Here is a 23080-nt window from a genome sequence, read left to right as displayed (position 1 = left end):
CAAATATCCACAGGCAATGTATCAAAAATATTCCAAACTTACACGAAAAAGCTGTTCAACATCACGAACACTCTCAGCAAGAGCAAAAATCACTATGCGATCACCAGACAAAATGCGCGTATCTGCCGAAAGCTGTATTATTGTCTTATTGCGATAAATTGCACCAATTCTCAAGCCATCTGATAAATTGAGCTCTGACAAGGACTTACCAACCAATGAAGACGTTTGCATCACTTCAGCCTCAATAATTTCCGCCCGACCATTAAAAACCGAGTGAACAGCACGAATACGTCCACGACGCATTTGTTGCAAAATTCTCGATATAGTAACACTATGTGGATTAAGATATGCATCCACACCAACGGCACGGCTAAATTCCTGGTAAGCAACATTATTGATCAAAACCATATTAGCCTTGCATCCCAACCTTTTAGCGATAATAGCACTTAAAAGATTGACTTGGTCCTGATTGGTCAATGTAATCATTAAATCAGCCTGATCAATTCCAGCATCCTGAAGAATCACTGGATCCAATACATTACCATATAAAACGGTCGTTTTTTCAAGTTGGTCAGCAATCGTGAGCGCTCTTTCTCTATGTGATTCTATAATCTTCAATCTTAATTTATGGAGGCGTTTTTCAATAGCTTGAGCAACATAAAGACCAATGTGACCGCCTCCTGCAATAATCATACGGTGAGCATCTTGTTCTTTATGACCAAAAAGCCCCACCGCACGGCGCATCTGGTCACGAGCAGCAACAAGATAGGTTACATCACCAACACGTAACTGCGTCTGTGAGTGTGCGATCAGTAATTCTGAGCCACGTTTAATAGCGGTAACCGTCGTCCGAAGATCTGGGAAAAGCTCCGTTAACTGACGCAAAGGTGTATTAATAACTGGACAATCTTCCATACACTCCAAAGCTAATGCAACAATATCATCATTACAAAAATAAAGAACATCTATTGCACCAGGTAAAGCAATACGACGCAGAACCATTTCCCCAACTTCAACTTCTGGCGAAATAACCACATCAATAGGAATATTCTCTCGAGCAAAAAGCGTTTTATAGCGTGGTTCTAAATAAGATTGTGAGCGAATACGTGCAATTTTTGTTGGAACATTAAACAATGAATGTGCCACCTGACACGCCACCATATTGACTTCATCAAATAAAGTCACTGCAATCAACATATCAGCTTTATCTGCATCAGCAGCCAAAAGTATCTCAGGCCGCGAACCATGACCAACAAACCCCCTGACATCCAACGTATCGCGAATTTTTTCAATCAATCTCGCTTCAATATCAACAACAGTGACATCGTGATTTTCAGCAGCAAGACGCTCTGCTATCCCATAACCGACCTGTCCCGCCCCGCAAATAATAACACGCATAATCTACGAAACTCCAAGTGCTTTAAGCTTACGGTGTAAAGCTGAACGTTCCATACCTATAAATTCAGCTGTACGCGATATATTCCCACCCAAGCGCCCAATTTGCGCCTCTAAATACCTCTTTTCAAATAACTCTCGTGCTTCACGCAACGGTAAATCCATTATACTCTCATCGGTATCCATTTGAAAACGTGGCAAAGAATGGCTCACTTCCTTAGGAAGAAACTCTGTTGTTATTGGACCATCACCATCGCGTACCAGAATGAGAAGACGCTCAATATTGTTGCGTAGCTGCCGCACATTGCCCGGCCAAGCATGTGTTTGCAAAATAGCTATCACATCATCACTAATTTCACGCGGCTTAATACCAACCTGCTGCGATATTGTTTTAACAAAATGACGTACAAGTTCCGGAATATCTTCACGACGCGCTGAAAGTGGTGGAACAGCAATAGGCACAACCGAAAGACGGTGAAAAAGATCTTCTCTAAAGTTCCCGTCAGAGATGAGATTTTCAAGATTTTGCGCAGTTGAGGAAATGATACGAACATCTACCTTGACACGTTTTGTGCCACCAACCCTCTCAAATGTCTGCCCCGTTAATACCCGAAGAATCTTACCTTGAGTCTCACGTGGCATATCAGCAATTTCATCAAGATATAATATTCCACCATGCGCTTCCTCTAATGCACCGATCTTGCGCTCTCCTCCCTCCATTTCGCTGCCAAACAACTCTATTTCCATTCTTTCCGGAGTGATCGTTGCTGCATTTATTGTAACAAATGGCCCATTCGAACGCGTAGAAAGCGCGTGAATAGCACGTGCTACCCTTTCTTTTCCGGCACCAGAAGGGCCAGTAATCATAATACGACTATTGGTCGGTGCTACTTTTTCTATAGTTTGACGCAAATGTTTCATAGCGGTTGATGTCCCGAGCAATTCCAATGTCTCACTCGAGCGCTTTCGTAATTCTAAAAGCTCACGTTTTAAATTTGAATTTTCAAGAGTCCGCTCCGCAATTAATACAAGCCGATCAGCTTTAAAAGGTTTTTCAATGAAGTCGTATGCTCCTCGTTTTATAGCAGAAACAGCCGTCTCAATATTACCATGACCAGAAATCATGACCACCGGAAGAGTGGGATATCGCGTTTTAATTTCATCAAGCAATGCTAACCCATCAAGACGACTTCCTTGCAACCAAATATCCAAAAAAATGAGCTTTGGGATACGCTCACCGATTTGTGTTAATGCTTCATCAGAGTTACATGCAACACGTGTTTCATAGCCTTCATCATCTAAAATACCGGCAATAAGCTCACGAATATCCGCTTCATCATCAACAATTAAGATATCTGATACCATCCTATTCCCCTATCTTATGATTTGTGGCTTGTATAATACTATCTTGCTTAGCCCCATCCGCCGGAAATATCAAACGGATCATTGCTCCACGACCTCCATAAAAGCTCTTTGGTGCATCATGTAATTCCATGGTACCACCATGATCCTCAATAACTTTGCGCACAATGGCTAATCCGAGCCCTGTACCCTTTTCCCGCGTTGTTATATAAGGCTCTAATAATTTTTGCCTTTGTTCTTTAGGAAGTCCTTTACCATTATCAATAACATCGACAACCACACACCCTTCTTGACGATAAGAACGTACAAGAATATGACCGCGAATGTTTTCCTCTCGCATAACGGAATCTATAGATTCGCTTGCGTTTTTGATAACATTACAAAAAGCTTGCACAATGAGACGATTATCAAATGCCCCTAAAAGTGGTGCACTTCCTAAATCTTGTTCAAAATGAATATCATGTCGTGTCACTTCTATCAAGAAACATGCTTCACGCAGTAATCCACGTATATCTAAAATATTCATTTGCGGTTTGGGCATACGCGCAAAAGAAGAAAACTCATCAACCATACGCCCAATACCTCCAACCTGTCGAATAATCGTATCGATACACCGTTCGAAAACTTCGCGATCCTGTGTAATAACTTTGTTGTAACGTTTGCGAATACGTTCAGCCGATAATTGGATAGGTGTGAGTGGATTTTTGATTTCATGGGCAATACGGCGTGCAATATCTGCCCACGCAGATGAACGTTGAGCCTCAACAAGGTCTGTAATATCATCAATCGTTAAAACCCAAGATTGCCCTTGCCCGTCATCCTCTTCCATCGTAATTTGCACATTACAAACGCGTTCTTGTCCTGCAACACTTAAACTCACCTGCTCACGGTGATTCTTACGATCTAACGAACGAGCGAACTGAAAAACCTGCCAAATTTCAGTACTTAATAATAAAAGACTGTGTCCAATAACTTTTTCAGAGCGAATATCAAACATCGTTTCAATAGACCGATTGATAATTGTAATATCACCATTGTCATCAATTCCAGCCACACCTGCTGTTACACCAGATAAAACAGCTTCAGAAAAACGTCGCCTCTCATCAATTTGATCGCGAACTGCAATCAACTCATTGCGCCGACTTTTTAATTCACTGACCATATAATTAAAAGTTTTTGACAACTGTCCAATATCCCCATCTCGCGCACGCACTGGCACAAAAACTTCCATATTCCCAGAAGCTACATCATCAGCAGCACTAATAAGAATACGAATAGGACGCACTAAGCGATCAGCAACAGCAATACCTGCCCAAATGGCCGATAAAAATAAACTAAAAAAAAGACACAGATAAAGCATACCAAATGCGATTTGCGTTAGCAGACGATTTTCATTTAAATCACGATAACGATCTGTATTGATTTCCGTCAAACGCAAAGCAGATAAAACATCTTTATCAACGTCACGCACCAGATACAAAAATGTGTTTGGAATATTGGTAAATTTTAAAATAATGCCAAAATAATCATGAACCCCCGGTTGAAAAGAAAAAGGCCTGGCGCTAGTTGCACGCTCAATAAGATGAGAAGGGGGGATAGGCAGTTTATCCTCATCACCAAGATCGCTTGATATAAAAATGGTTCCACTAGAACTTAATAAAAATGCACCGCGCAGATTGCGCCCTATAGCGTGACGCGTCAATTGCATACGATATTCAGCTGGACTACGCTCTAAAAGTTTTTTGTTATCAAGTGCAAATGCCATAGCGTAGGACAAATTTTTCAAATTTTGAAGCATTTCATCCGCATAAGCATTTGCTAAATCGATAGAAGAACCTACAATTTGGCGTGTTGTTGTATCAAACCACCGATCAAGCCCTAAATTCAGTGCAGGCCCTGATACAAGAGCGACTGCAACAGCTGGCATGGTTGCAACAAGTGCAAACAACGAAATAAGGCGCACATGAAGACGGGAGCCTGCACGCCTTGACCGCCACGCACGAATGATGGGAATCATCTCATAAAAAACAATGATTACAAGCCCTAAAACCCAAACACTATTAACCCCTATAAGAATAAGAGTTACAGCTCTACTGGGCACAACAGGAGTTAATCCAATAAGGATGATAAATGAAAAAGACGCTGTTAATAAAGCCAACACAATGATTGTAATACCTAAAAAGATATATACCTTACTTAAGCGATACAACTCACCGTTATAAGTATTTTTATCTATCTCTTGGAGGCTCGTAACAGATGTTGTATTCATGATTAGCTTACATTACCTTATCCTATGTTTCCATATAACCCCTTGTGATAAAAATTGACAATACCAATACCGCATTTAAAATAGAGCCAATCTAGCAAATAAAGAAAGAACTTCTACATTTTCCAAAATATCTTTAAAATAAAGCGTTTTAGGTGTTACTTTACATAAGGAGATAAAATGCGGTTAACAAAACAGACCAATTATGCCCTCCGGATGCTCATGTATTGTGCAGATAATCAGGGATCTCTAAGCCGTATTCCAGAAATTGCCAAAACATACGCTGTTTCCGAACTTTTTTTATTTAAAATCCTTCAACCACTTGTTGAAGCAGGTTTTATAAAAACAGTACGAGGACGCAATGGCGGTGTTAAATTGGCTAAACCTGCAGCAGAAATTTCAGTAGCTGATGTTGTCAAAGTAACGGAAGATAACTTTTCCATGGCACAATGTTTTGATACTTCAGAACCTAACTGTCCATTGATCAATTTTTGTGGCTTAAATACCGCACTTCAAAAAGCATTAAATGCTTTTTTCGATGTCTTATCAGTGATATCTCTTGCTGATCTACAACGAACATCCTTTCGGAATCAATTAAAAATTGATAACCATAAAACAATCAACTGAGATAATACGAAGGGAAATTAAGCATTTCTATTGCAGCAATAATATTAGCCGCCGGACGCGGTGAAAGAGCAGGATCTCTACAAAAAATCCCAAAACAATACCGGCTTTTAGGACAAGACCCGGTTATTTGTCATACTGTGCGTTGTTTTCTGCAGCATCCAGCCATCACAACCATTATTCTCGTTATTCATCCAGAAGATCGCAAAATCTGTGAGCACGCTATTGTTGATTTTAAAGAGCAGATTATCATTGTTGAAGGGGGGAATACACGTCAAATATCCACCTTACGTGGGCTTCATGCACTTAAAAAGTTCAAGCCTAACTATGTACATATTCATGATGGTGCACGCCCATTTATTCAAAACCAGCTCCTCGAGCAAATCCATACTATCGTTAATCATCAACAAGGCGTTCTCCCTGTTCTCGCCATTTCTGATACTCTTAAACGTGTCAATAGCAAAGACTATGTTTTAGAAACAATTCCACGCACGCATCTTTATAGTGCACAAACTCCACAGTGTTTTCCCTTTGAACGCATCTTAGATGCTCATGAAAAAGCGATGCAAACTTGCAAAAAAGAATTTACCGATGATTCTGCAATTGCCGAATGGTTTGGGATTCCTATGCGTACCATCCCTGGAGATCCTCATAACATAAAAATTACTTGGCACGAAGATTTTGATACCGCACATTTATATCTCCAAAAAAAAATGCAAATGTTTCCTGATATTCGTATAGGCAATGGCTATGATGTTCATTCTTTTGAGGAAGGAAATTCTCTTATTTTATGTGGCATAAAAATTCCTTTTCATAAAAAATTAAATGGACACTCCGATGCTGATGTTGCATTTCATGCGCTAACAGATGCCCTGCTCGCTACACGAGGTGCTGGAGATATTGGCACACACTTCCCTCCCTCTGACCCCCAGTGGAAAAATGCATCATCAGAAACTTTTCTCCGTCATGCCCTTGATATTATTAAACAAGCAGGTGGACGTATTGCCAATGTTGATATCACACTGATCGCCGAAAATCCTAAAATCGGCCCCTATCGTCATAAAATGACAGAAAATCTTATAAATATACTCACAATTTCACCCGATCGAATCTCCATTAAAGCGACAACAAATGAAAAATTGGGATTTATTGGCCGTGAAGAGGGCATTGCTGCTTTTGCAACAGCAAGCGTCCTTTATCCAGGAGGAATTCCCAAATGACATCTTTGTGTGAAAAACGAGCGCACGCAGTTCTTACAGCTTGTCGTCAAAAAAGCTTGCTTTTAACAACTGTTGAATCTTGTACGGGAGGACTCATTGCTGCAAATCTTACAAGTATTGTAGGATCATCCGATGTACTTGATTGTGGATTTGTTGTTTATTCAAATGAATCTAAAACGCGCCTTGTTGGCGTATGCGCTGAACTTATAAAAACGTACGGTGCCGTTTCAAAAGAAGTTGCTCTTGCAATGGCAGAAGGTGGATTAAAATATTCACGAGCTGGAATTGCAGTCGCTGTAACAGGGATTGCAGGACCAGGAGGAGCGTGTCCTAATAAACCTATCGGACTTGTGCATTTCGCAGTTGCTTACAAAAACCATGAAACTCGGCATACAAAATTGCGCTTTGAGAATCTCGACCGTGATGCTATTCGCTATGCAACCGTTGAAAATGCTTTGAAAATGACCCTAGAATGTCTCCAATGATATTCCCGACATCGAATTTCTAGATTGCACAGCACTACAATCATAGTCTATGATACGGCAGAAGGTGTTGCGTAAGAAAATCAACTGAATGAATTACCTTATCGAAGAGCCATAAATCTGATCAGCGCGCATTTCAAAAGCATGGGTAAACTTACGAAAAGCAATATCAAACATTGAGCCCATCACCAATCCAAGCATTTTGTTTTTAAATTCATAATCAATAAAAAACTCTACATTACATGTTTTGGTATTCTCAATGCTATGAAAAACCCAACGATTTTCAAGATATCTGAATGGACCATCAATATATTTAACCTCTATAAGATTTTTCTGTGGCTGAAGAGATACTTGGGTCGTAAAAGTTTCTCGAATAACTTTATAACCCACTGTCATATCAGCAAGAAGCAATGTCTTGTCTTCGCATCGTTTCCGAGAACGTACGATTAAAGCCTCGCACATCGGTAAGAATTCAGGATACCGCTCAATATCTGAAACAAGGTCAAACATTTCACGAGCACTATGAGCAATCACCCGATGTGTTGTAAAAGTCGGCATAACTATCTCTGTAAAGCAAATTTTTCATCCCGCGCTTTTTGCAAAATAGCAAAATCATCGCCTGCATGATGAGATGAACGCGTCAGAGGATTGGAAGCCATATGTAAAAACCCCTTCACTTTACCAATCTTGGCAAAAGACTCAAATTCCTCAGGAGACACAAAACGAATAACTGGATGATGCTTTCGTGTAGGCTGCAAATATTGTCCTATTGTCATAAAGTCAACATCAGCAGAACGTAAATCATCCATCAATTGAAGAATTTCATTTCGCTCCTCCCCAAGCCCAACCATAATCCCTGATTTTGTAAAGATTGTTGGATCAAGTTCTTTAACGCGTTGTAACAACCGAATTGAATGAAAATAGCGCGCTCCTGGACGAACCTTTAAATATTTAGATGGAACTGTTTCCAAATTATGGTTAAAAACATCAGGCTTAGCAGAAACAACGATTTCTAAAGCGCCATCCTTATGACGAAAATCAGGTGTAAGAACTTCAATTGTTGTCTTGGGAGCCTTTCGACGAATAGCATAAATAACTTTTGCAAAATGCTGTGCACCACCATCTGCAAGATCATCGCGATCAACAGATGTAATGACAACATGTTTTAATTCCATCTGTGCAACAGCATCCGCTACACGTTCTGGCTCATTCTCATCAACTGCAAGCGGAATACCTGTCGCAACGTTGCAAAAAGCACAAGCCCGTGTACATATCTCACCTAAAATCATGAAACTTGCATGCTTCTGGCTCCAACATTCACCAACATTTGGGCACCCGGCTTCTTCACAGACAGTCACCAATTTATTGGCACGCACAATACCATGCGTTTCTTTATATACTTGTGATGTTGGCGCTTTTACACGAATCCAATCCGGTTTTTTCTGAATGCTTGTATCTGGACGATGCGCCTTCTCAGGATGACGGAGACGTCTATTTGTAACTCTATCAACAACCGTAACCATTTAAGCCTCTGCCTTTTCAATAATGGAACGCCGATGAAAAATCACAAAATACAAGATTTTTCATACAATCCAGCCATCAAGCATTTAGAACTTGACCATAAGCATCCAATACACTTTCTTTCATCATTTCCGACAATGTTGGATGTGGAAAGACGGTATGCATCAATTCTTCCTCAGTCGTTTCAAGATTCATAGCAATAACAAAACCTTGAATTAGTTCCGTTACTTCTGCTCCTACCATATGTGCACCAAGAAGCTGTCCTGTTTTTTTATCAAAGATCGTTTTTACTAATCCTTGATCTTCCCCCAAAGCAATTGCTTTACCATTAGCGGAAAAGGAATAACGACCAATACGTATATCATAGCCAGCTTCTCTCGCTGCTGCTTCTGAAAGCCCTACAGAGGCAACCTGTGGTGTACAATATGTACACCCTGGAATTTTTCTTTTATCAAGCGGATGAGCACTGTTCAAGCCTGCAAGATGCTCAATACATATCACACCTTCTTCTTCTGCTTTATGTGCCAACATAGGAGGACCTGCTACATCACCAATAGCGTAAATGCCTTCCACCCCGGTCCAACTCCATTCATCAGTTACAATACACCCGCGATCGATTTTTATACCTAATGCTTCCAATCCAAGATTTTCAATATTACCCTGAACCCCAACAGCTGAAATGAGCCGATTAGCTGTGATTGTTTCTATCGCACCCTTCACATCAATATGCGCGTTGAGAGAATCAGAGGCTTTTTCAACCTTTGTTACTTTTGCTTGCGTGAGGACTCGTATACCTCTTTTCTCTAACTGCTTACGAGCAAATTTTGAAATTTCAACGTCTTCAGCTGGCATAATATGAGGCATCATTTCAACAACAGTTACCTTCGCCCCCATATCGTTATAAAAAGAGGCAAACTCAATACCAATTGCTCCAGACCCCATTACCAAAAGTGAGTTCGGCATAGTATGTGGGATCATAGCTTCAAAATAAGTCCAAATAAGCTTTCCATCTGGCTCAATACCAGGAAGAGAACGAGGACGTGCACCCGTTGCAATAATGACATGCTTTGCTTGATATCTTCCCTCTCCTAATGTTTCTTTAGGAACGGGATTTTGTGGTTGCATAATCGGTTTGGAAGATGAAGAAACCATAATTTCCGCAAGCTCACTCCCTTTCGCCTTCTTGGTAAGCTTCGCTTCACCCCAAATAATATCAACTTTGTTTTTTCTCATCAAAAAATCAACACCAGCATTTAAACGTGCTGAAACTCCACGCGAACGTGCCACAACATCTTTGATATTTGCTTCAACTGAACCGTTAAGTTTTAGACCATAATCTTTCGCATGTTCAGCAAAATGCTTCATTTCCGCTGAACGTAAGAGTGCCTTTGTAGGGATACATCCCCAATTTAAGCAAATCCCACCTAAATGTTCACGTTCAACAATCGCAGTTTTGAAACCACATTGTGCTGCACGGATTGCAGTTACATATCCACCAGGCCCTGATCCAATAACAATTACATCATAAAGTTTCATCACAGTAATTCCTCCATGGATATATAAAAATGGATACGTATTCTTTAAGCTTTAAAAACCAAAAAACAATATGAAAGAATTTTCCTGTATCTTTCATTTCAAACTCAACATACATGTATTGATCAAATAGAAGCGGTAGAGATAATATCATTCAAACTGCCTCAATCTGCCTCTACCATATTAATACCATGCGCACATACAATTTATGTGCAGCAGTTTTAAACATCTCAAATTAACATTGCCAATGGATTTTCAATCATCTTCTTAAAGGTCTGCGCAAGTTCTGCTGCTAAAGCACCATCAATAGCGCGATGATCAGCAGAAAGTGTAACCGACATAACTGTCGCAACCACTAATGCATCATTTTTAACAACCGCGCGTTTTTCACCTGCACCAATAGCAAAAATCGTCGCATGCGGCGGATTAAGAATAGCAGAAAAACTTTTTACACCATACATCCCCATATTTGATATAGCCGTTGTTCCACCTTGATATTCTTCCATTTTTAACTTGCGCTCACGTGCACGCTTTGCAAAATTCTTCATCTCATTAGAGATAATAGACAAAGATTTTTCCTCTGCACGGCGAACAATTGGGGTAATTAAACCATTTGCAATAGAAACAGCCACCCCAATATCACAATGTTTGTGCTGAAGTATTCCACCTTCAAGCCAAGATACATTAGCATCGGGAACTGCCTTTAAAGAAAGTGCTACCGCTTTAATCACCATATCGTTAACGGAAAGCTTATAAGCAGGTTTAGAACCTTCCTGTGTCTTGATCATTGGAGCAGCAGCATTTAATTGCATACGGAGCTCTAATAACGCATCGAGTTCACAATCTATCGTCACATAAAAATGTGGTACTCTTTGCTTTGATTCAACCAAACGTTTGGCGATTGTTTTACGCATACTATTATGGGGTATAAATGTATATTCATCTTCTTTAAAAAGTTGCAGTATCTGTTTATCAGAAGCATCTGCCACTATTGACCGTTGGTTTTGTAATGAACAAGAATCCTCAAAAATATCACCACTCAAGACTTTTTCTACATCGCGCTTAATAATACGCCCGTGGGGACCGCTCCCAGAAATAAGTGATAAGTCAAAGCCAGACTGAGCTGCTAATCGTCGCGCTAAAGGAGAAGCAAAAAGACGTATGTCTTTTTTATCTCGCTGAATTACTTTTTGAGATGATGATACATGAGACATTTGTGTTGTCTTCGAATCCGTCTTTTTTTCTTCCTCTGTTTCTTTTATTGCAAAAGAGGATGAGTTTTTTTCTGCCACCTTTGCTGCTTCAGCTAAATCTTCGCCTTCTTCTGCTAAAACGACAATTAAAGTATTTACTTTAACGCCTTGAGTTCCAGCAGGAACAACGATCTTAGCAACCGTTCCTTCATCAACAGCCTCAACCTCCATTGTCGCCTTATCTGTCTCAATTTCAGCAATAACATCTCCGGAAGAAACCTTATCTCCTTCTTTGACATTCCATTTTGACAAATTTCCTTCTTCCATCGTAGGAGAAAGCGCAGGCATTGTAATTTTAATAGGCATAGTGCTTTCCTCCGTTACACTCTATAAGTCACAGCCTTAACAGCCTCAACAATTTCAGCAACATTGGGTAAAGCCAATTTTTCAAGATTCGCAGCATAAGGCATGGGAACATCCTTACCAGAAATTGTAGCAACCGGCGCATCAAGATAGTCAAATGCTTGCTGCATAACCCGCGTTGCTATCTCAGTTCCAACAGATGACTGAGGATATCCCTCTTCAACTGTTACCATACAGCCTGTTTTTTTAACCGAAGAAAGAATTGTTGGAAGATCCATTGGACGAATAGTACGCAAATCTATTAATTCAACATCGATACCAAGTTTTTCAATTTCCGGCAACGCCTGAACCGCATAATGCATCCCAATCCCATAGGCAACAATTGTTACATCCTGACCAAGCTTATGAATACGTGCTTTACCAATGGGCAAAACAAAATCATCCATCTTAGGAACTTCAAATTGATGGCCGTACAAAATCTCATTTTCAAGGAAAATCACAGGATTATCATCACGAATAGCAGCCTTCAACAAACCTTTTGCATCTGCAGCGCTATAAGGCATAACAACTTTAAGGCCTGGTACATGACTATACCATGCAGCATAACACTGAGAATGTTGAGCACCAACACGCGCAGCCGCACCATTGGGACCACGAAAAACCATAGGCGCAGACATTTGCCCACCAGACATATAACGGGTTTTTGCTGCCGAATTGATAATTTGATCAATCGCCTGCATAGCAAAATTAAATGTCATAAACTCGACAATGGGACGCAATCCTCCAAACGCGGCACCAACAGCCAAGCCTGCAAAACCGTGTTCTGTGATGGGTGTATCAATAACCCGGCGCGCACCAAACTCTTCCAATAAACCTTGACTCACTTTATAAGCACCTTGATATTGCGCTACTTCCTCCCCCAAAAGGAAAACCATTTCATCACGCCGCATCTCTTCAGCCATAGCCTGATTAAGCGCCTCACGCACCGTCATTGTAATCATTTGCGTCCCTGCTGGAATATCAGAATCAGAGGAGATATCAAAAGTAGGAGGTTCGGGCATTAAAGAAGAAAGAGAAGGAGATTTTTCCCTCGATTTTTGTATATTATCGGCAGTCTGTGAAATATCCGAAGCACTTTCTCCTTCCTCCAATAACACTGCAATAACGGTATTCACCTTTACACCTTCAGAACCCTCAAGCACAACAATTTTACCAAGAATGCCTTCATCAACAGCCTCTACTTCCATCATTGCTTTATCAGTTTCAATTTCAGCAATTACATCACCAGCGTTAACTTTATCTCCTTCTTTCTTGAGCCATTTAGACAATTTACCTTCTTCCATCGTTGGTGAAAGCGCCGGCATCAAAATATCAATGGACATACTTGCTTCCCTCGCATCAAACTAAAACATCAGTATAGAGCTCAGAAGCATCTGGCTCTTGATCATTTTGCGCAAAATCTGCCGCATCAGCAACAATCGCACGCACCTCTTTATCAATAGATTTTAAATCGTCTTCGCTTGCCCAACCTTGTTTAAGAATTCGATTTTTGACCTGATCAATCGGATCCTGTTCCTCTTTTATTTTCTGAACTTCTTCCTTTGAGCGATATTTTGCTGGATCGGACATCGAGTGACCACGATAGCGATAGGTCTGCATATCAAGAATAAACGGCCCTTTACCTAAACGTGCCCAAGTAATGGCTTCATCAGCAGCACCTTTTACTGCTCGAACATCCATACCGTCAACCACAATACCTGGAATTTCAAAGGAAAGACCACGACGAGAAAAATCAGTCTCTGCAGATGCACGTGCAACTGATGTTCCCATAGCATATTGATTATTTTCAATAATATAAACAACGGGAAGCTTCCAAAGCGAAGCCATATTAAAACTTTCGTAAACCTGCCCCTGATTTGCAGCACCATCACCAAAATAAACCAATGTTATATTATCTTTACCAAGATATTGATTCGAAAATGCCAAACCTGAGCCAATAGGAACCTGCGCCCCAACAATACCATGGCCACCATAAAAATTCTTTTCTTTAGAAAACATATGCATCGAGCCACCCTTCCCTTTGGAAAAGCCACCTTGACGCCCTGTTAATTCTGCCATTACACCACGCGGGCTCATCCCAACCGCTAACATATGCCCATGATCACGGTAAGATGTAATAACCTGATCACCTTCTTTTGCTGCTTTCAGTGTTCCAACAACAACAGCTTCTTGCCCAATATAGAGATGACAAAATCCACCAATAAGTCCCATACCGTAAAGTTGACCTGCTTTTTCTTCAAAACGACGAATTAAAAGCATCTCACGATAAGCATTCATTTCCTCTTCTTTTGTAAAAGTGGCTATTTTTGCTCTCTTTGTGGTATTTGATAATGCAGTATGCACCACCGATGCAGAATTTTTTTTAAATCGTTCTGCCATATTAAACTCCCTTTTATATTTTTTAGGAATAACCTTTACGAACAAAAGTTACAAGCATTATCAATCAGCTTAAATGATATCATAGGTAACTGTTTTAAAATATTTCTTGAAATTAAGCGATTTCTAATTAATTTTTAATATCATTTAAAGGGGTCAAAATTGTTAATTCATTGGGCTTGGAAAAGTTTAAATTTTTCCGGACATATTCATCCAACATATCTTTCTCAATATGCCCGTCGCGTAATAGAGAAATACGCTTTTCAATGAACATCCGCTCAGCTTCTACCTTATGAAGCTCTTCTTCTAATTCGATAATATGTTGATTAACTTCACTGCGTGAATACAATCCGTACTCACCATGATAAATATGATAACTGAAGTAGCTTAAAACTGCCACTGTCATAAATGGCAGTACAAAGCGCATTTTGATCGATTTGCGTTTCTGTTTTGTCCACATAAAATAGCACAGTCTTTATAGCACAATCCTCTTAATATTTAGCCCAACTATGCATGATTTTGATTAATACCTCATTACCAAATCGCTACACACAAACAATTTGTTGTTATCTAAAATACACCTGCAACAACAAAGCGATGCCATATTATTTATTTTATATTACAACTTTTTGTATCTACTAATTTATAATTTGATCCCCATTTTTGTCCGTAAATTTCCCAGCTACAATGATTATGAAATCAACAATTGCCCAAATTCCAGTAATAATTAATCCGAAAACTGTTAAAGAAAGAATAAGCATTAAAGCACCAGTCTTAACTTTACCAACTATAAAACGGTGAACACCAAATACACCCGTAACCCAACAAATAAGTGCAAGCATTAATTTAAAATTTTCTGAGCTTCGTTGTAACAAAGGAAAAACAGAACTGACAACATCACCTTCACACACAAAATCAATGTTGTCGCCCACCTTCGGTGGAGTTTTCCCTAGCCAATCCCAAGTTGCGAATTGATAACGCTTACCGTCGTCACCCGATACAAGATAAGTTGTTTGATCTTGACTAATAATTGTGCCTCTCATCTTTAATACCTATAAAATTGTTGCTCACATGTTATTAATAAAACCATCAAACCTCATGATAAAAAAAGAGGTCTGTTTCCAACAGCCATTAACAACGCCAATCGCCTGCATAACATGCCTGTATCCCTAGCATTTCTTCAATGCGAATGAGCTGATTGTATTTTGCTAATCTATCCGAGCGTGCAAGTGAACCCGTTTTTATTTGTCCACAATTTGTTGCAACCGCAAGATCCGCAATGAAAGAATCCTCCGTTTCGCCCGAACGATGCGATATAATAGCACTATAGCCTGCTTTATGTGCAGTTTCTATAGCATCAAGTGTCTCACTCAACGTTCCAATCTGATTAACTTTAATAAGAATAGAATTGGCAGCACCCATTTTTATACCATCGCGTAAACGTGCCGAATTCGTTACAAATAAATCATCGCCAACAAGCTGACATTTTTCACCAATCGAATCAGTAAGTAATTTCCAACCTTCCCAATCATCCTCAGCCATCCCGTCCTCAATCGTAATAATGGGATAAGTTCTAACGAGGTGCGCTAAATAATCTACCTGTTGCTGAGAATTACGAGATTTACCTTCACCTTTATAAAAATATGAACCATTTTTATAAAATTCGGTTGAAGCACAATCTAAACCAAGTGCAATTTGTTCACCTGGTTTATATCCACACGTTATTATAGATTCCATAATAAAATCAAACGCTTGCTCTGCGCTTTTAAATTGGGGCGCAAAACCACCTTCATCACCAACATTGGTATTATAACCAGCATCTTTTAACCGTTTTTTTAAGGTATGAAAAATTTCAGCACCATAGCGGACTGCTTCTTTCAGGGTAGGTGCCCCAACCGGAAGAATCATAAATTCTTGAAAATCAATCGGATTATCAGCATGTACACCACCATTAATAATATTCATCATTGGTGTTGGAAGAATATGCGCTTGTGTACCACCAATATAACGATAAAGGGGCAAACACAATGATTCCGCTGCAGCTTTTGCAACAGCTAATGAAACGCCAAGAAGTGCATTGGCACCAAGACGTGTTTTGTTTGGCGTCCCATCCAACGCGATCATTGCTTGATCAATAGCAATTTGATCTCTTGCATCTCGCCCACCAAGTTCCTCAAGAATTTCGCCATTGACTGCAGCAACTGCTTTTTCAACACCTTTTCCTTGATAACGTACGCCACCATCACGAAGTTCTACAGCTTCATGTGCACCCGTCGATGCTCCTGAAGGAACAAGAGCACGACCAAAAGCCCCATTTTCTAAATGAACATCAACTTCTACAGTCGGATTACCTCGGCTATCGAGCACTTCACGCCCAATGATATCGACAATTACAGTCATATAAGTTTCCTTCTCCAACAAAAATCTCGCTTCATCCTAAACGCCATAATGGTGGAATATCCTCTGTAATTGACTATTCAATTTACCTTTTTGGACAGATAATCAAATTCCATTAAAGTCTCAAGGAGTCTTTGTAAATGATCAATCTTAATCATATTAGGTCCATCAGAAGGTGCATTATCTGGATCTTGATGCGTTTCTAAGAAAACACCTGCGATCCCAACAGAAACAGCCGCACGCGCTAAAACTTCAACAAATTGACGCTGTCCACCAGACGAATCACCTTTGCCTCCTGGCTCTTGAACAGAATGTGTTGCATCAAAAATAACAGGTGCTCCAAATGAACGTAAAATGGGCAATGAACGCATATCAGAAATAAGTCGGTTATAACCAAACGATGTGCCTCGTTCACAAAGCATAACATTAGAATTACCGCTTTCAACGACCTTTCTTAAAACATTTTCCATGTCCCACGGGGCCAAAAACTGACCTTTTTTAATATTAATAACCCGCCCGGTTTTGGCTGCTGCCACCAAAAGATCTGTTTGACGGCATAAAAAAGCGGGTATTTGCAAAATATCTACCGTAGAAGCAACAGCTGTACATTGCTCTTCTGTATGCACATCAGTCAATACCGGACAGCCAAATTCCTTCTTCAGATCGGAGAAAATAGCCATCGCTTTTTCAAGACCAATACCACGTGCTGCACTCAAAGATGTTCTGTTGGCTTTATCGTAACTGGATTTATAAACAAACCCAATACCAACTTGATCTGTAATTGTTTTAATCCGACCAGCCATTTCAAAAGCATGTTCTCGACTTTCCATCTGGCACGGTCCCACAATTAATGAAAAAGGCGCTTCATTTGAAAAAACAATATTTCCAACTCTCACACTGGCATTTGGTTGAGACATTTTATTCCTCAAAAAATAAGTAACCAAATTTACGAACTAAACCAATCGACTCTGTTCTATAGTAGCTTCAATAAAAGAAGAAAAAAGTGGATGTGGATCAAATGGACGTGATTTCAATTCTGGATGATATTGAACACCAATAAACCATGGATGATCTGTATACTCTACCGTTTCTGGCAAAATACCATCCGGAGACATACCAGAAAAAATGAGTCCACACTGTTCGAGCTTCTCTTTATAATCAATATTCACCTCATAACGATGACGATGCCGCTCACAAATCCTTGTCGTTCCATAAATTTTGGCAATATGGCTTCCTTCCTTTAATTCCGCCGCAAAAGCACCAAGACGCATCGTACCACCGAGATTGCCGCATTTTGAACGTTTCTCAAGAACATTCTCTTTAAGCCATTCTGTCATTAAACCTACAATTGGATTTTTTGTCTCACAAAATTCACTTGATGAAGCATTCTCAATATGTGCAATATTGCGTGCAACCTCTATACAAGCCAATTGCATTCCAAGACAAATACCTAAAAAAGGAATTTTATGCTCCCGTGCAAATTGAATTGCTCGAATTTTACCTTCTGTACCACGCACCCCAAAAGCACCAGGAACCAAAATTCCATGGACTTTTTGTAAAGTGGATGCAGGATCTTCTCTTTCAAAAAGCTCTGCTTCAATCCATTCAATATTAACCTTCACTTTATTGGCTAAACCACCATGTGCAATCGCCTCAATCAAAGATTTATATGCATCCTTCAATCCCGTATATTTCCCAACAACAGCAATTGTAACCTGCCCTTCAGGATGATGAACTCGATATGTAATATCTTCCCAACGATCCATTTTGGGCTTAGGGGTTGGGTCAATCCCAAAAGCACAAAGCACTTCTGAATCTAACCCTTCTTTATGATACGCCATGGGAACATCATAAATCGTTGGCATATCCAATGCCTGAATAACTGCATTTGGGCGAACATTACAAAAAAGTGATAATTTGTGCCGCTCTGTTTTTGGAATAAACCGATCTGCTCGTACCAACAGAATATCTGGAGCAATACCAACTGATTGTAACTCTTTAACAGAATGCTGTGTCGGCTTGGTTTTTAATTCACCCGCCGAAGAAATATAAGGCATTAATGTAAGATGCATATAAATAGCGCTTTGCCTTGGTAACTCATTGTGAAGTTGACGAATCGCCTCAAGAAAAGGCATTGCCTCAATATCACCAACTGTTCCACCTATTTCACATAAAACAAAATCAAAATCCTCATTTCCAGTGGTAATGAATGTCTTAATTTCATCGGTAACATGAGGAATAACTTGAACTGTTGCGCCTAAGTAATCACCACGTCTTTCTCGTTCAATGATATTACGATAAATACGTCCCGTTGTAATATTGTCTTGGCTACTCGCAGAATATCCAGTAAAACGTTCATAATGACCAAGATCAAGATCCGTTTCCGCACCATCATCGGTCACAAACACTTCACCATGTTGATAAGGTGACATCGTACCTGGATCAACATTCAAATAAGGATCAAGTTTGCGAAGCCGTATACGATACCCACGAGCCTGCAATAATGCAGCTAACGCCGCTGCTGCGATGCCTTTTCCAAGGGAAGAAACCACACCACCAGTAATAAAAATATAACGTGCCATGGGCTTATGGTGATAAGCAGTTTATAATGATTTTTCCAGAAAAAAATGCAAAAAGAAAAAATTTTCCTTCTGTAAAATAAAAAAAGGTGAAAAAATCACCTTTTTTAAAAATCTATACTCGCTTAAAAAACTAATTTATACCACTATCAGGAACTGAATCTTCAAGGAGTGCTGGAACTGGGCTTTCAGTTGCTGGAACAGCAGATTTGTTTTCTTCTTGAGTAGGAATCGGAACACCACCCAATTGCTCAAGAATAGAAGGTTGAGACCCTTCATCTAATGATGGCGCAGATTCTGAATTGCTTTTATTTATAGGATTTTGTTCTGAATTAACCGGAATACGCTTGAGAATATCAGAACCAGAGTTCGATATACTTCCCACCACAGTAAGCCCAATGCATACTGCAAAAAAACAGCATGCCAAAATAGCCGTTAAACGAGACAACGCATTTTTAGACCCACGCGTCCTCATCAATCCCGAACCACTACTAACACCAAGCCCACCACCTTCGGAAGGCTGGATTAATATAATACCAACCAAAGTAATAACAACCAAAAAATGGATAACAATAAGTACTGTTTGCATAAACCCTGCTCTTTAAATAACTATTTATAGCTATTTACACATAAATTGCACACAATCCAAGGGGGAAACCAAGGTTCCCCTGTTATAATTTACGATAAACATCGCAAATAGTTAAAAAATCAATCGCTTTTAAGCTTGCTCCACCTATCAGAGCACCATTAACATGAGCAGCACTCAAAAGCTCGAATGCATTCGATGGTTTTACTGATCCACCATAAAGCAAACGCATCTTGCTCCCATTATCGCCAAAGCGCGAACGGATTTTATCATGAATAAAGGCATGTATTTCTGCAATATCTGCTGAAGTAGCCGTATTACCAGTACCTATAGCCCACACAGGTTCATAAGCGATAATGACATTCTCCGCTGTTGCGCCATCTGGCAATGATCCCTCAAGCTGCCGCGTGAGCACATCGAAAACTTTATTACTTTTGCGCTCTTCTAATGTTTCTCCAATACAAACAAGAGCAATGAGACCGGCTCTCCATGCTGCTTGCACTTTAGCACAAACAATTGCATCACTTTCTTGATAAACTGTGCGACGTTCTGAATGCCCAATAATAACATGACTTGCTCCTGCTTCTTTAAGCATAAAAGCTGAAATATCTCCAGTATAAGGACCATAGTCATCAAAATGACAATTTTGCCCACCTAAGAGAAGATTTCCGCCATCAAGCGCATCAAAAGACCGCGATAAAAGCGTTGCCGGAACACAAATAAGCGCTTCAAACAAACGGCCTAAATCAGAGCTAACACCAGCAGCAATGGCACGCAACTCTCCAAGCGACTCACCTGTCCCATTCATCTTCCAATTTCCAGCAATCAAAGGTCTAATATTTGGAGTCATATTTTCACCTCAAAAGCACACACAACACATCTTTATTATCCTAGGTATCAAATCACACAGCGAAAGCAAGTCTTTAAGCTTGCATCTTATGCATCTTTATTGCAAATTCCATTACTGATTTGGTGATAATTGTGTTAATAAATGGAATTAAACGATGCTTGAGGTCATAAGAAACACCACAAACTCTTGGATTGCTAAGATTTTTTTAGCTATTTTACTCTTATGCTTCGTCCTGTTATGGGGGATACCGCAGTTACACACAAAAAGTGAAAGAGATCTTATTACCTCTGGAAAATCTATAGTAGATATTGATACTTATCGCCTTGCGCTTGCTGATCAGAGCTTACGCTTAGCGCTCACTTCTCATCTTGGGCGAATGTTCACGCCAGATGAAATACAAAAATACAGAATTCCTGCTTTTGTTTTCAATCGGTTACAGCAAGATGTGCTTTTTGATGAACAAGTGCGCCAAATGGAAATCAATCTTTCAAAAGACACAATAGCCCGCATCATTGGTGCTGACAAGATGTTTCAGCAAAATGGTGTTTTCAATCAAGATTTGTTTCGCAACTACCTTCAGCAATTACAAATTAGTGAAAATACTTTCCTTGATTACTACACAAAAAGAGAAAAACGTAATCAGCTCATTTTAGCTTCGCTATCTGGGATGAAAGCACCAGATCTCTTTTATAAAGCCCTTTCTCTTTATCAGGAAGAAACCCGCATTGCCGATTATGTTGTTATCAATTTAAAAGACAAGGAAACAGCCACTGATCCTGATCAAGAAACATTACAAAAATGGTTTGAAACTCATAGAAATGAATTTCGTGCTCCTGAATACCGCACCGTTTCTTTCTTATCTATGAAACTCGCTGAATTTGTAAAACCGGAAGATATTCCAGCAGATGAAGCAAGAGCTTATTATACCCAAAATGCCTCGCGTTTTATGGCTCCTGAAAAACGCACCATTGAAGAATTACGATTCCCTACACGCGAAGCTGCTGATAATGCAGCAAAAAAAATAGCCGATGGATTAAGTTTTGATGAGCTCGTTAAAGCTGAAAAAAAGACGCTCAAAGACATAACAAAAGGGCCTCTCGCGGAAAGTGAACTTCCTCGTTATTTAGCATCTGAGATTTTTGAACTCAAACAAGGGCAAATCAGCGCTGTAATCAATGATTTACAAGGTCCTGTTATCATTCGTGTAACAGATATTGCGCCTTCTGCCTTACTCCCCTTTGAGAACGTAGAAGAAAATATTCGCCAAACACTTGCCAAAAATCGCGCTGCAGATGAGATGCGGAATAATTATACAGCAATCGAAAATGCACGTTTTGAGGGAGCTTCTCTCAAAGAGCTTGCCAACCAATACAAATTACCTCTACGTACAGTTACCCTTGATAAAACAGGAAAAACAACTCAAGGTATAATGCTCACAGATTTACCTCAAAAAGATATTTTACTGAACTCTATCTATCAATCAAACGAAGAAGTTGATCTTGATCCACTCTCTCTTCAAGAAGGCGGCTATCTTTGGTATAAAGTGGATGCCATCATCCCTGCACGCGACAAAACACTCGAAGAAGTCAAGCAAGATGCCGTTTCTCAATGGAAAAGCGAACAAACCCAACGCCTTCTTGATGAAAAAGCCGAAAATGCTCTCAAACAGCTTACTGAAGGAAAAAGCCTTGTTTCTCTCGCTCACGCACTTGGTACAGCAAAACAAACGACACAAGCTTTACGGCGCCAAGATTCATCTGAAGTCCTTGGACCTGAAGGCATTCAAACATTATTTTCTAGTCCAAAAGGTCATTACGGGATAATAAAAGGTCCGATTGCAACAAACCGTATTCTTTATCAAATAAAGACTGTGACCATACCTAAAGACATAACCGCTCATACCCTTTCACCCGAGGTTCGTAACAATATAGATATGATGATAAAAGAAGATCTCAAGCTAGAAATGCTACAAATTGCCAATAAAGAACATCCTTTAAAAATTAATAGCGCTAACTATAATCAAATCTTTCACACTCATCAGTGAAAGTGTTGAAAATAATTTTTTAAGTATTTATTAATTAAGCATTTTACCTATAGCTGAAAAAGCAAAATAAGAATTTTTCTTTGCCAATATTGGAGCAAATAGCGTCTGATCTGCATAATAATCTGATTGCTTGCAAATTCGCGATTTTGCGAAAAAAGAGTGAATGAAATTTGGAAAATAGCTTTGTCAGTGCATAAGAAATATTATCTGTTGAAGCTATTCTGTAAAT

General features: G+C 39.7%; 20 protein-coding genes. 4 read left to right on the top strand and 16 right to left on the bottom strand.

Annotation, left to right across the window (positions count from 1 at the left end):
- Positions 1–21: 21 nt before the first annotated feature.
- The 3 genes from trkA to MCQ_RS01840 are packed head-to-tail and all read right to left on the bottom strand — an operon-like array spanning position 22 to position 5026.
- Complete coding sequence (trkA, locus tag MCQ_RS01850; RefSeq protein ID WP_006923189.1) at positions 22–1398, bottom strand: Trk system potassium transporter TrkA; 1377 nt, start codon at positions 1396–1398, stop codon at positions 22–24.
- A gap of 3 nt (positions 1399–1401) precedes the next feature.
- Positions 1402–2760 (bottom strand): nitrogen assimilation response regulator NtrX, encoded by a 1359-nt coding sequence (ntrX, locus tag MCQ_RS01845; protein ID WP_006923188.1) that lies wholly within the window; start codon positions 2758–2760, stop codon positions 1402–1404.
- A 1-nt stretch (position 2761) separates the two neighbouring features.
- Positions 2762–5026 (bottom strand): sensor histidine kinase NtrY-like, encoded by a 2265-nt coding sequence (locus MCQ_RS01840; protein WP_006923187.1) that lies wholly within the window; start codon positions 5024–5026, stop codon positions 2762–2764.
- A gap of 177 nt (positions 5027–5203) precedes the next feature.
- Between MCQ_RS01840 and rirA the strand changes: the two genes are divergently transcribed.
- From rirA to MCQ_RS01825, 3 genes are read left to right on the top strand one after another with little or no spacing between them, the layout of a single operon-like run.
- A complete protein-coding gene (rirA, locus tag MCQ_RS01835; protein ID WP_006923186.1) occupies positions 5204–5650 on the top strand; it encodes an iron-responsive transcriptional regulator RirA in 447 nt (148 codons plus the stop codon).
- 23 nt (positions 5651–5673) lie between these two features.
- Positions 5674–6867 carry a bifunctional 2-C-methyl-D-erythritol 4-phosphate cytidylyltransferase/2-C-methyl-D-erythritol 2,4-cyclodiphosphate synthase gene (locus tag MCQ_RS01830; protein ID WP_181461093.1) on the top strand — a complete coding sequence of 398 codons (1194 nt, stop codon included), beginning with the start codon at positions 5674–5676 and terminating at the stop codon, positions 6865–6867.
- Complete coding sequence (locus MCQ_RS01825) at positions 6864–7352, top strand: CinA family protein (RefSeq protein WP_006923184.1); 489 nt, start codon at positions 6864–6866, stop codon at positions 7350–7352. The genes MCQ_RS01830 and MCQ_RS01825 overlap by 4 nt, the downstream gene beginning before the upstream one ends.
- A gap of 93 nt (positions 7353–7445) precedes the next feature.
- Here the strand turns inward: MCQ_RS01825 and MCQ_RS01820 are convergent, their stop codons facing one another.
- The 13 genes from MCQ_RS01820 to tpiA form a co-directional block, all read right to left on the bottom strand.
- Positions 7446–7907 (bottom strand): type II toxin-antitoxin system RatA family toxin, encoded by a 462-nt coding sequence (locus tag MCQ_RS01820; protein ID WP_006923183.1) that lies wholly within the window; start codon positions 7905–7907, stop codon positions 7446–7448.
- Positions 7908–7909: 2 nt separating this feature from the next.
- On the bottom strand, positions 7910–8872 hold the full coding sequence (gene lipA, locus MCQ_RS01815; protein WP_006923182.1) for a lipoyl synthase: 963 nt from the start codon (positions 8870–8872) through the stop codon (positions 7910–7912).
- Between the two features lie 76 nt (positions 8873–8948).
- Positions 8949–10409 carry a dihydrolipoyl dehydrogenase gene (gene lpdA / locus MCQ_RS01810; RefSeq protein WP_108702497.1) on the bottom strand — a complete coding sequence of 487 codons (1461 nt, stop codon included), beginning with the start codon at positions 10407–10409 and terminating at the stop codon, positions 8949–8951.
- A 224-nt stretch (positions 10410–10633) separates the two neighbouring features.
- Entirely contained in the window at positions 10634–11962 is a 1329-nt protein-coding gene (locus tag MCQ_RS01805) for a pyruvate dehydrogenase complex dihydrolipoamide acetyltransferase (RefSeq protein WP_006923179.1), read from the bottom strand.
- 14 nt (positions 11963–11976) lie between these two features.
- Positions 11977–13341, bottom strand: a complete 1365-nt coding sequence (locus MCQ_RS01800) for a pyruvate dehydrogenase complex E1 component subunit beta (protein WP_006923178.1) — start codon at positions 13339–13341, stop codon at positions 11977–11979.
- Positions 13342–13357: 16 nt separating this feature from the next.
- Positions 13358–14398 (bottom strand): pyruvate dehydrogenase (acetyl-transferring) E1 component subunit alpha, encoded by a 1041-nt coding sequence (gene pdhA / locus MCQ_RS01795; protein ID WP_006923177.1) that lies wholly within the window; start codon positions 14396–14398, stop codon positions 13358–13360.
- 127 nt (positions 14399–14525) lie between these two features.
- Positions 14526–14855, bottom strand: a complete 330-nt coding sequence (locus tag MCQ_RS01790; RefSeq protein ID WP_006923176.1) for an FtsB family cell division protein — start codon at positions 14853–14855, stop codon at positions 14526–14528.
- A gap of 178 nt (positions 14856–15033) precedes the next feature.
- On the bottom strand, positions 15034–15438 hold the full coding sequence (locus tag MCQ_RS01785) for a TM2 domain-containing protein (RefSeq protein ID WP_006923175.1): 405 nt from the start codon (positions 15436–15438) through the stop codon (positions 15034–15036).
- An 88-nt stretch (positions 15439–15526) separates the two neighbouring features.
- Positions 15527–16795: a phosphopyruvate hydratase gene (eno, locus tag MCQ_RS01780; protein ID WP_006923174.1), complete on the bottom strand. Its 1269-nt coding sequence runs from the start codon at positions 16793–16795 to the stop codon at positions 15527–15529.
- A gap of 77 nt (positions 16796–16872) precedes the next feature.
- Positions 16873–17709, bottom strand: a complete 837-nt coding sequence (gene kdsA / locus MCQ_RS01775) for a 3-deoxy-8-phosphooctulonate synthase (RefSeq protein ID WP_006923173.1) — start codon at positions 17707–17709, stop codon at positions 16873–16875.
- Between the two features lie 36 nt (positions 17710–17745).
- Positions 17746–19374: a CTP synthase gene (locus MCQ_RS01770; protein WP_006923172.1), complete on the bottom strand. Its 1629-nt coding sequence runs from the start codon at positions 19372–19374 to the stop codon at positions 17746–17748.
- 130 nt (positions 19375–19504) lie between these two features.
- Entirely contained in the window at positions 19505–19960 is a 456-nt protein-coding gene (gene secG, locus MCQ_RS01765; RefSeq protein WP_006923171.1) for a preprotein translocase subunit SecG, read from the bottom strand.
- Positions 19961–20042: 82 nt separating this feature from the next.
- Complete coding sequence (gene tpiA, locus MCQ_RS01760; RefSeq protein WP_006923170.1) at positions 20043–20807, bottom strand: triose-phosphate isomerase; 765 nt, start codon at positions 20805–20807, stop codon at positions 20043–20045.
- A 154-nt stretch (positions 20808–20961) separates the two neighbouring features.
- Between tpiA and MCQ_RS01755 the strand changes: the two genes are divergently transcribed.
- Positions 20962–22851 carry a peptidyl-prolyl cis-trans isomerase gene (locus MCQ_RS01755; protein ID WP_006923169.1) on the top strand — a complete coding sequence of 630 codons (1890 nt, stop codon included), beginning with the start codon at positions 20962–20964 and terminating at the stop codon, positions 22849–22851.
- The last annotated feature ends 229 nt before the right edge of the window (positions 22852–23080 follow it).

The sequence above is a fragment of the Candidatus Bartonella washoeensis Sb944nv genome, from assembly GCF_000278135.1.
In the GTDB taxonomy this organism is placed as follows: domain Bacteria; phylum Pseudomonadota; class Alphaproteobacteria; order Rhizobiales; family Rhizobiaceae; genus Bartonella; species Bartonella washoeensis.
This window is presented reverse-complemented; position numbering and strand designations above follow the sequence as displayed.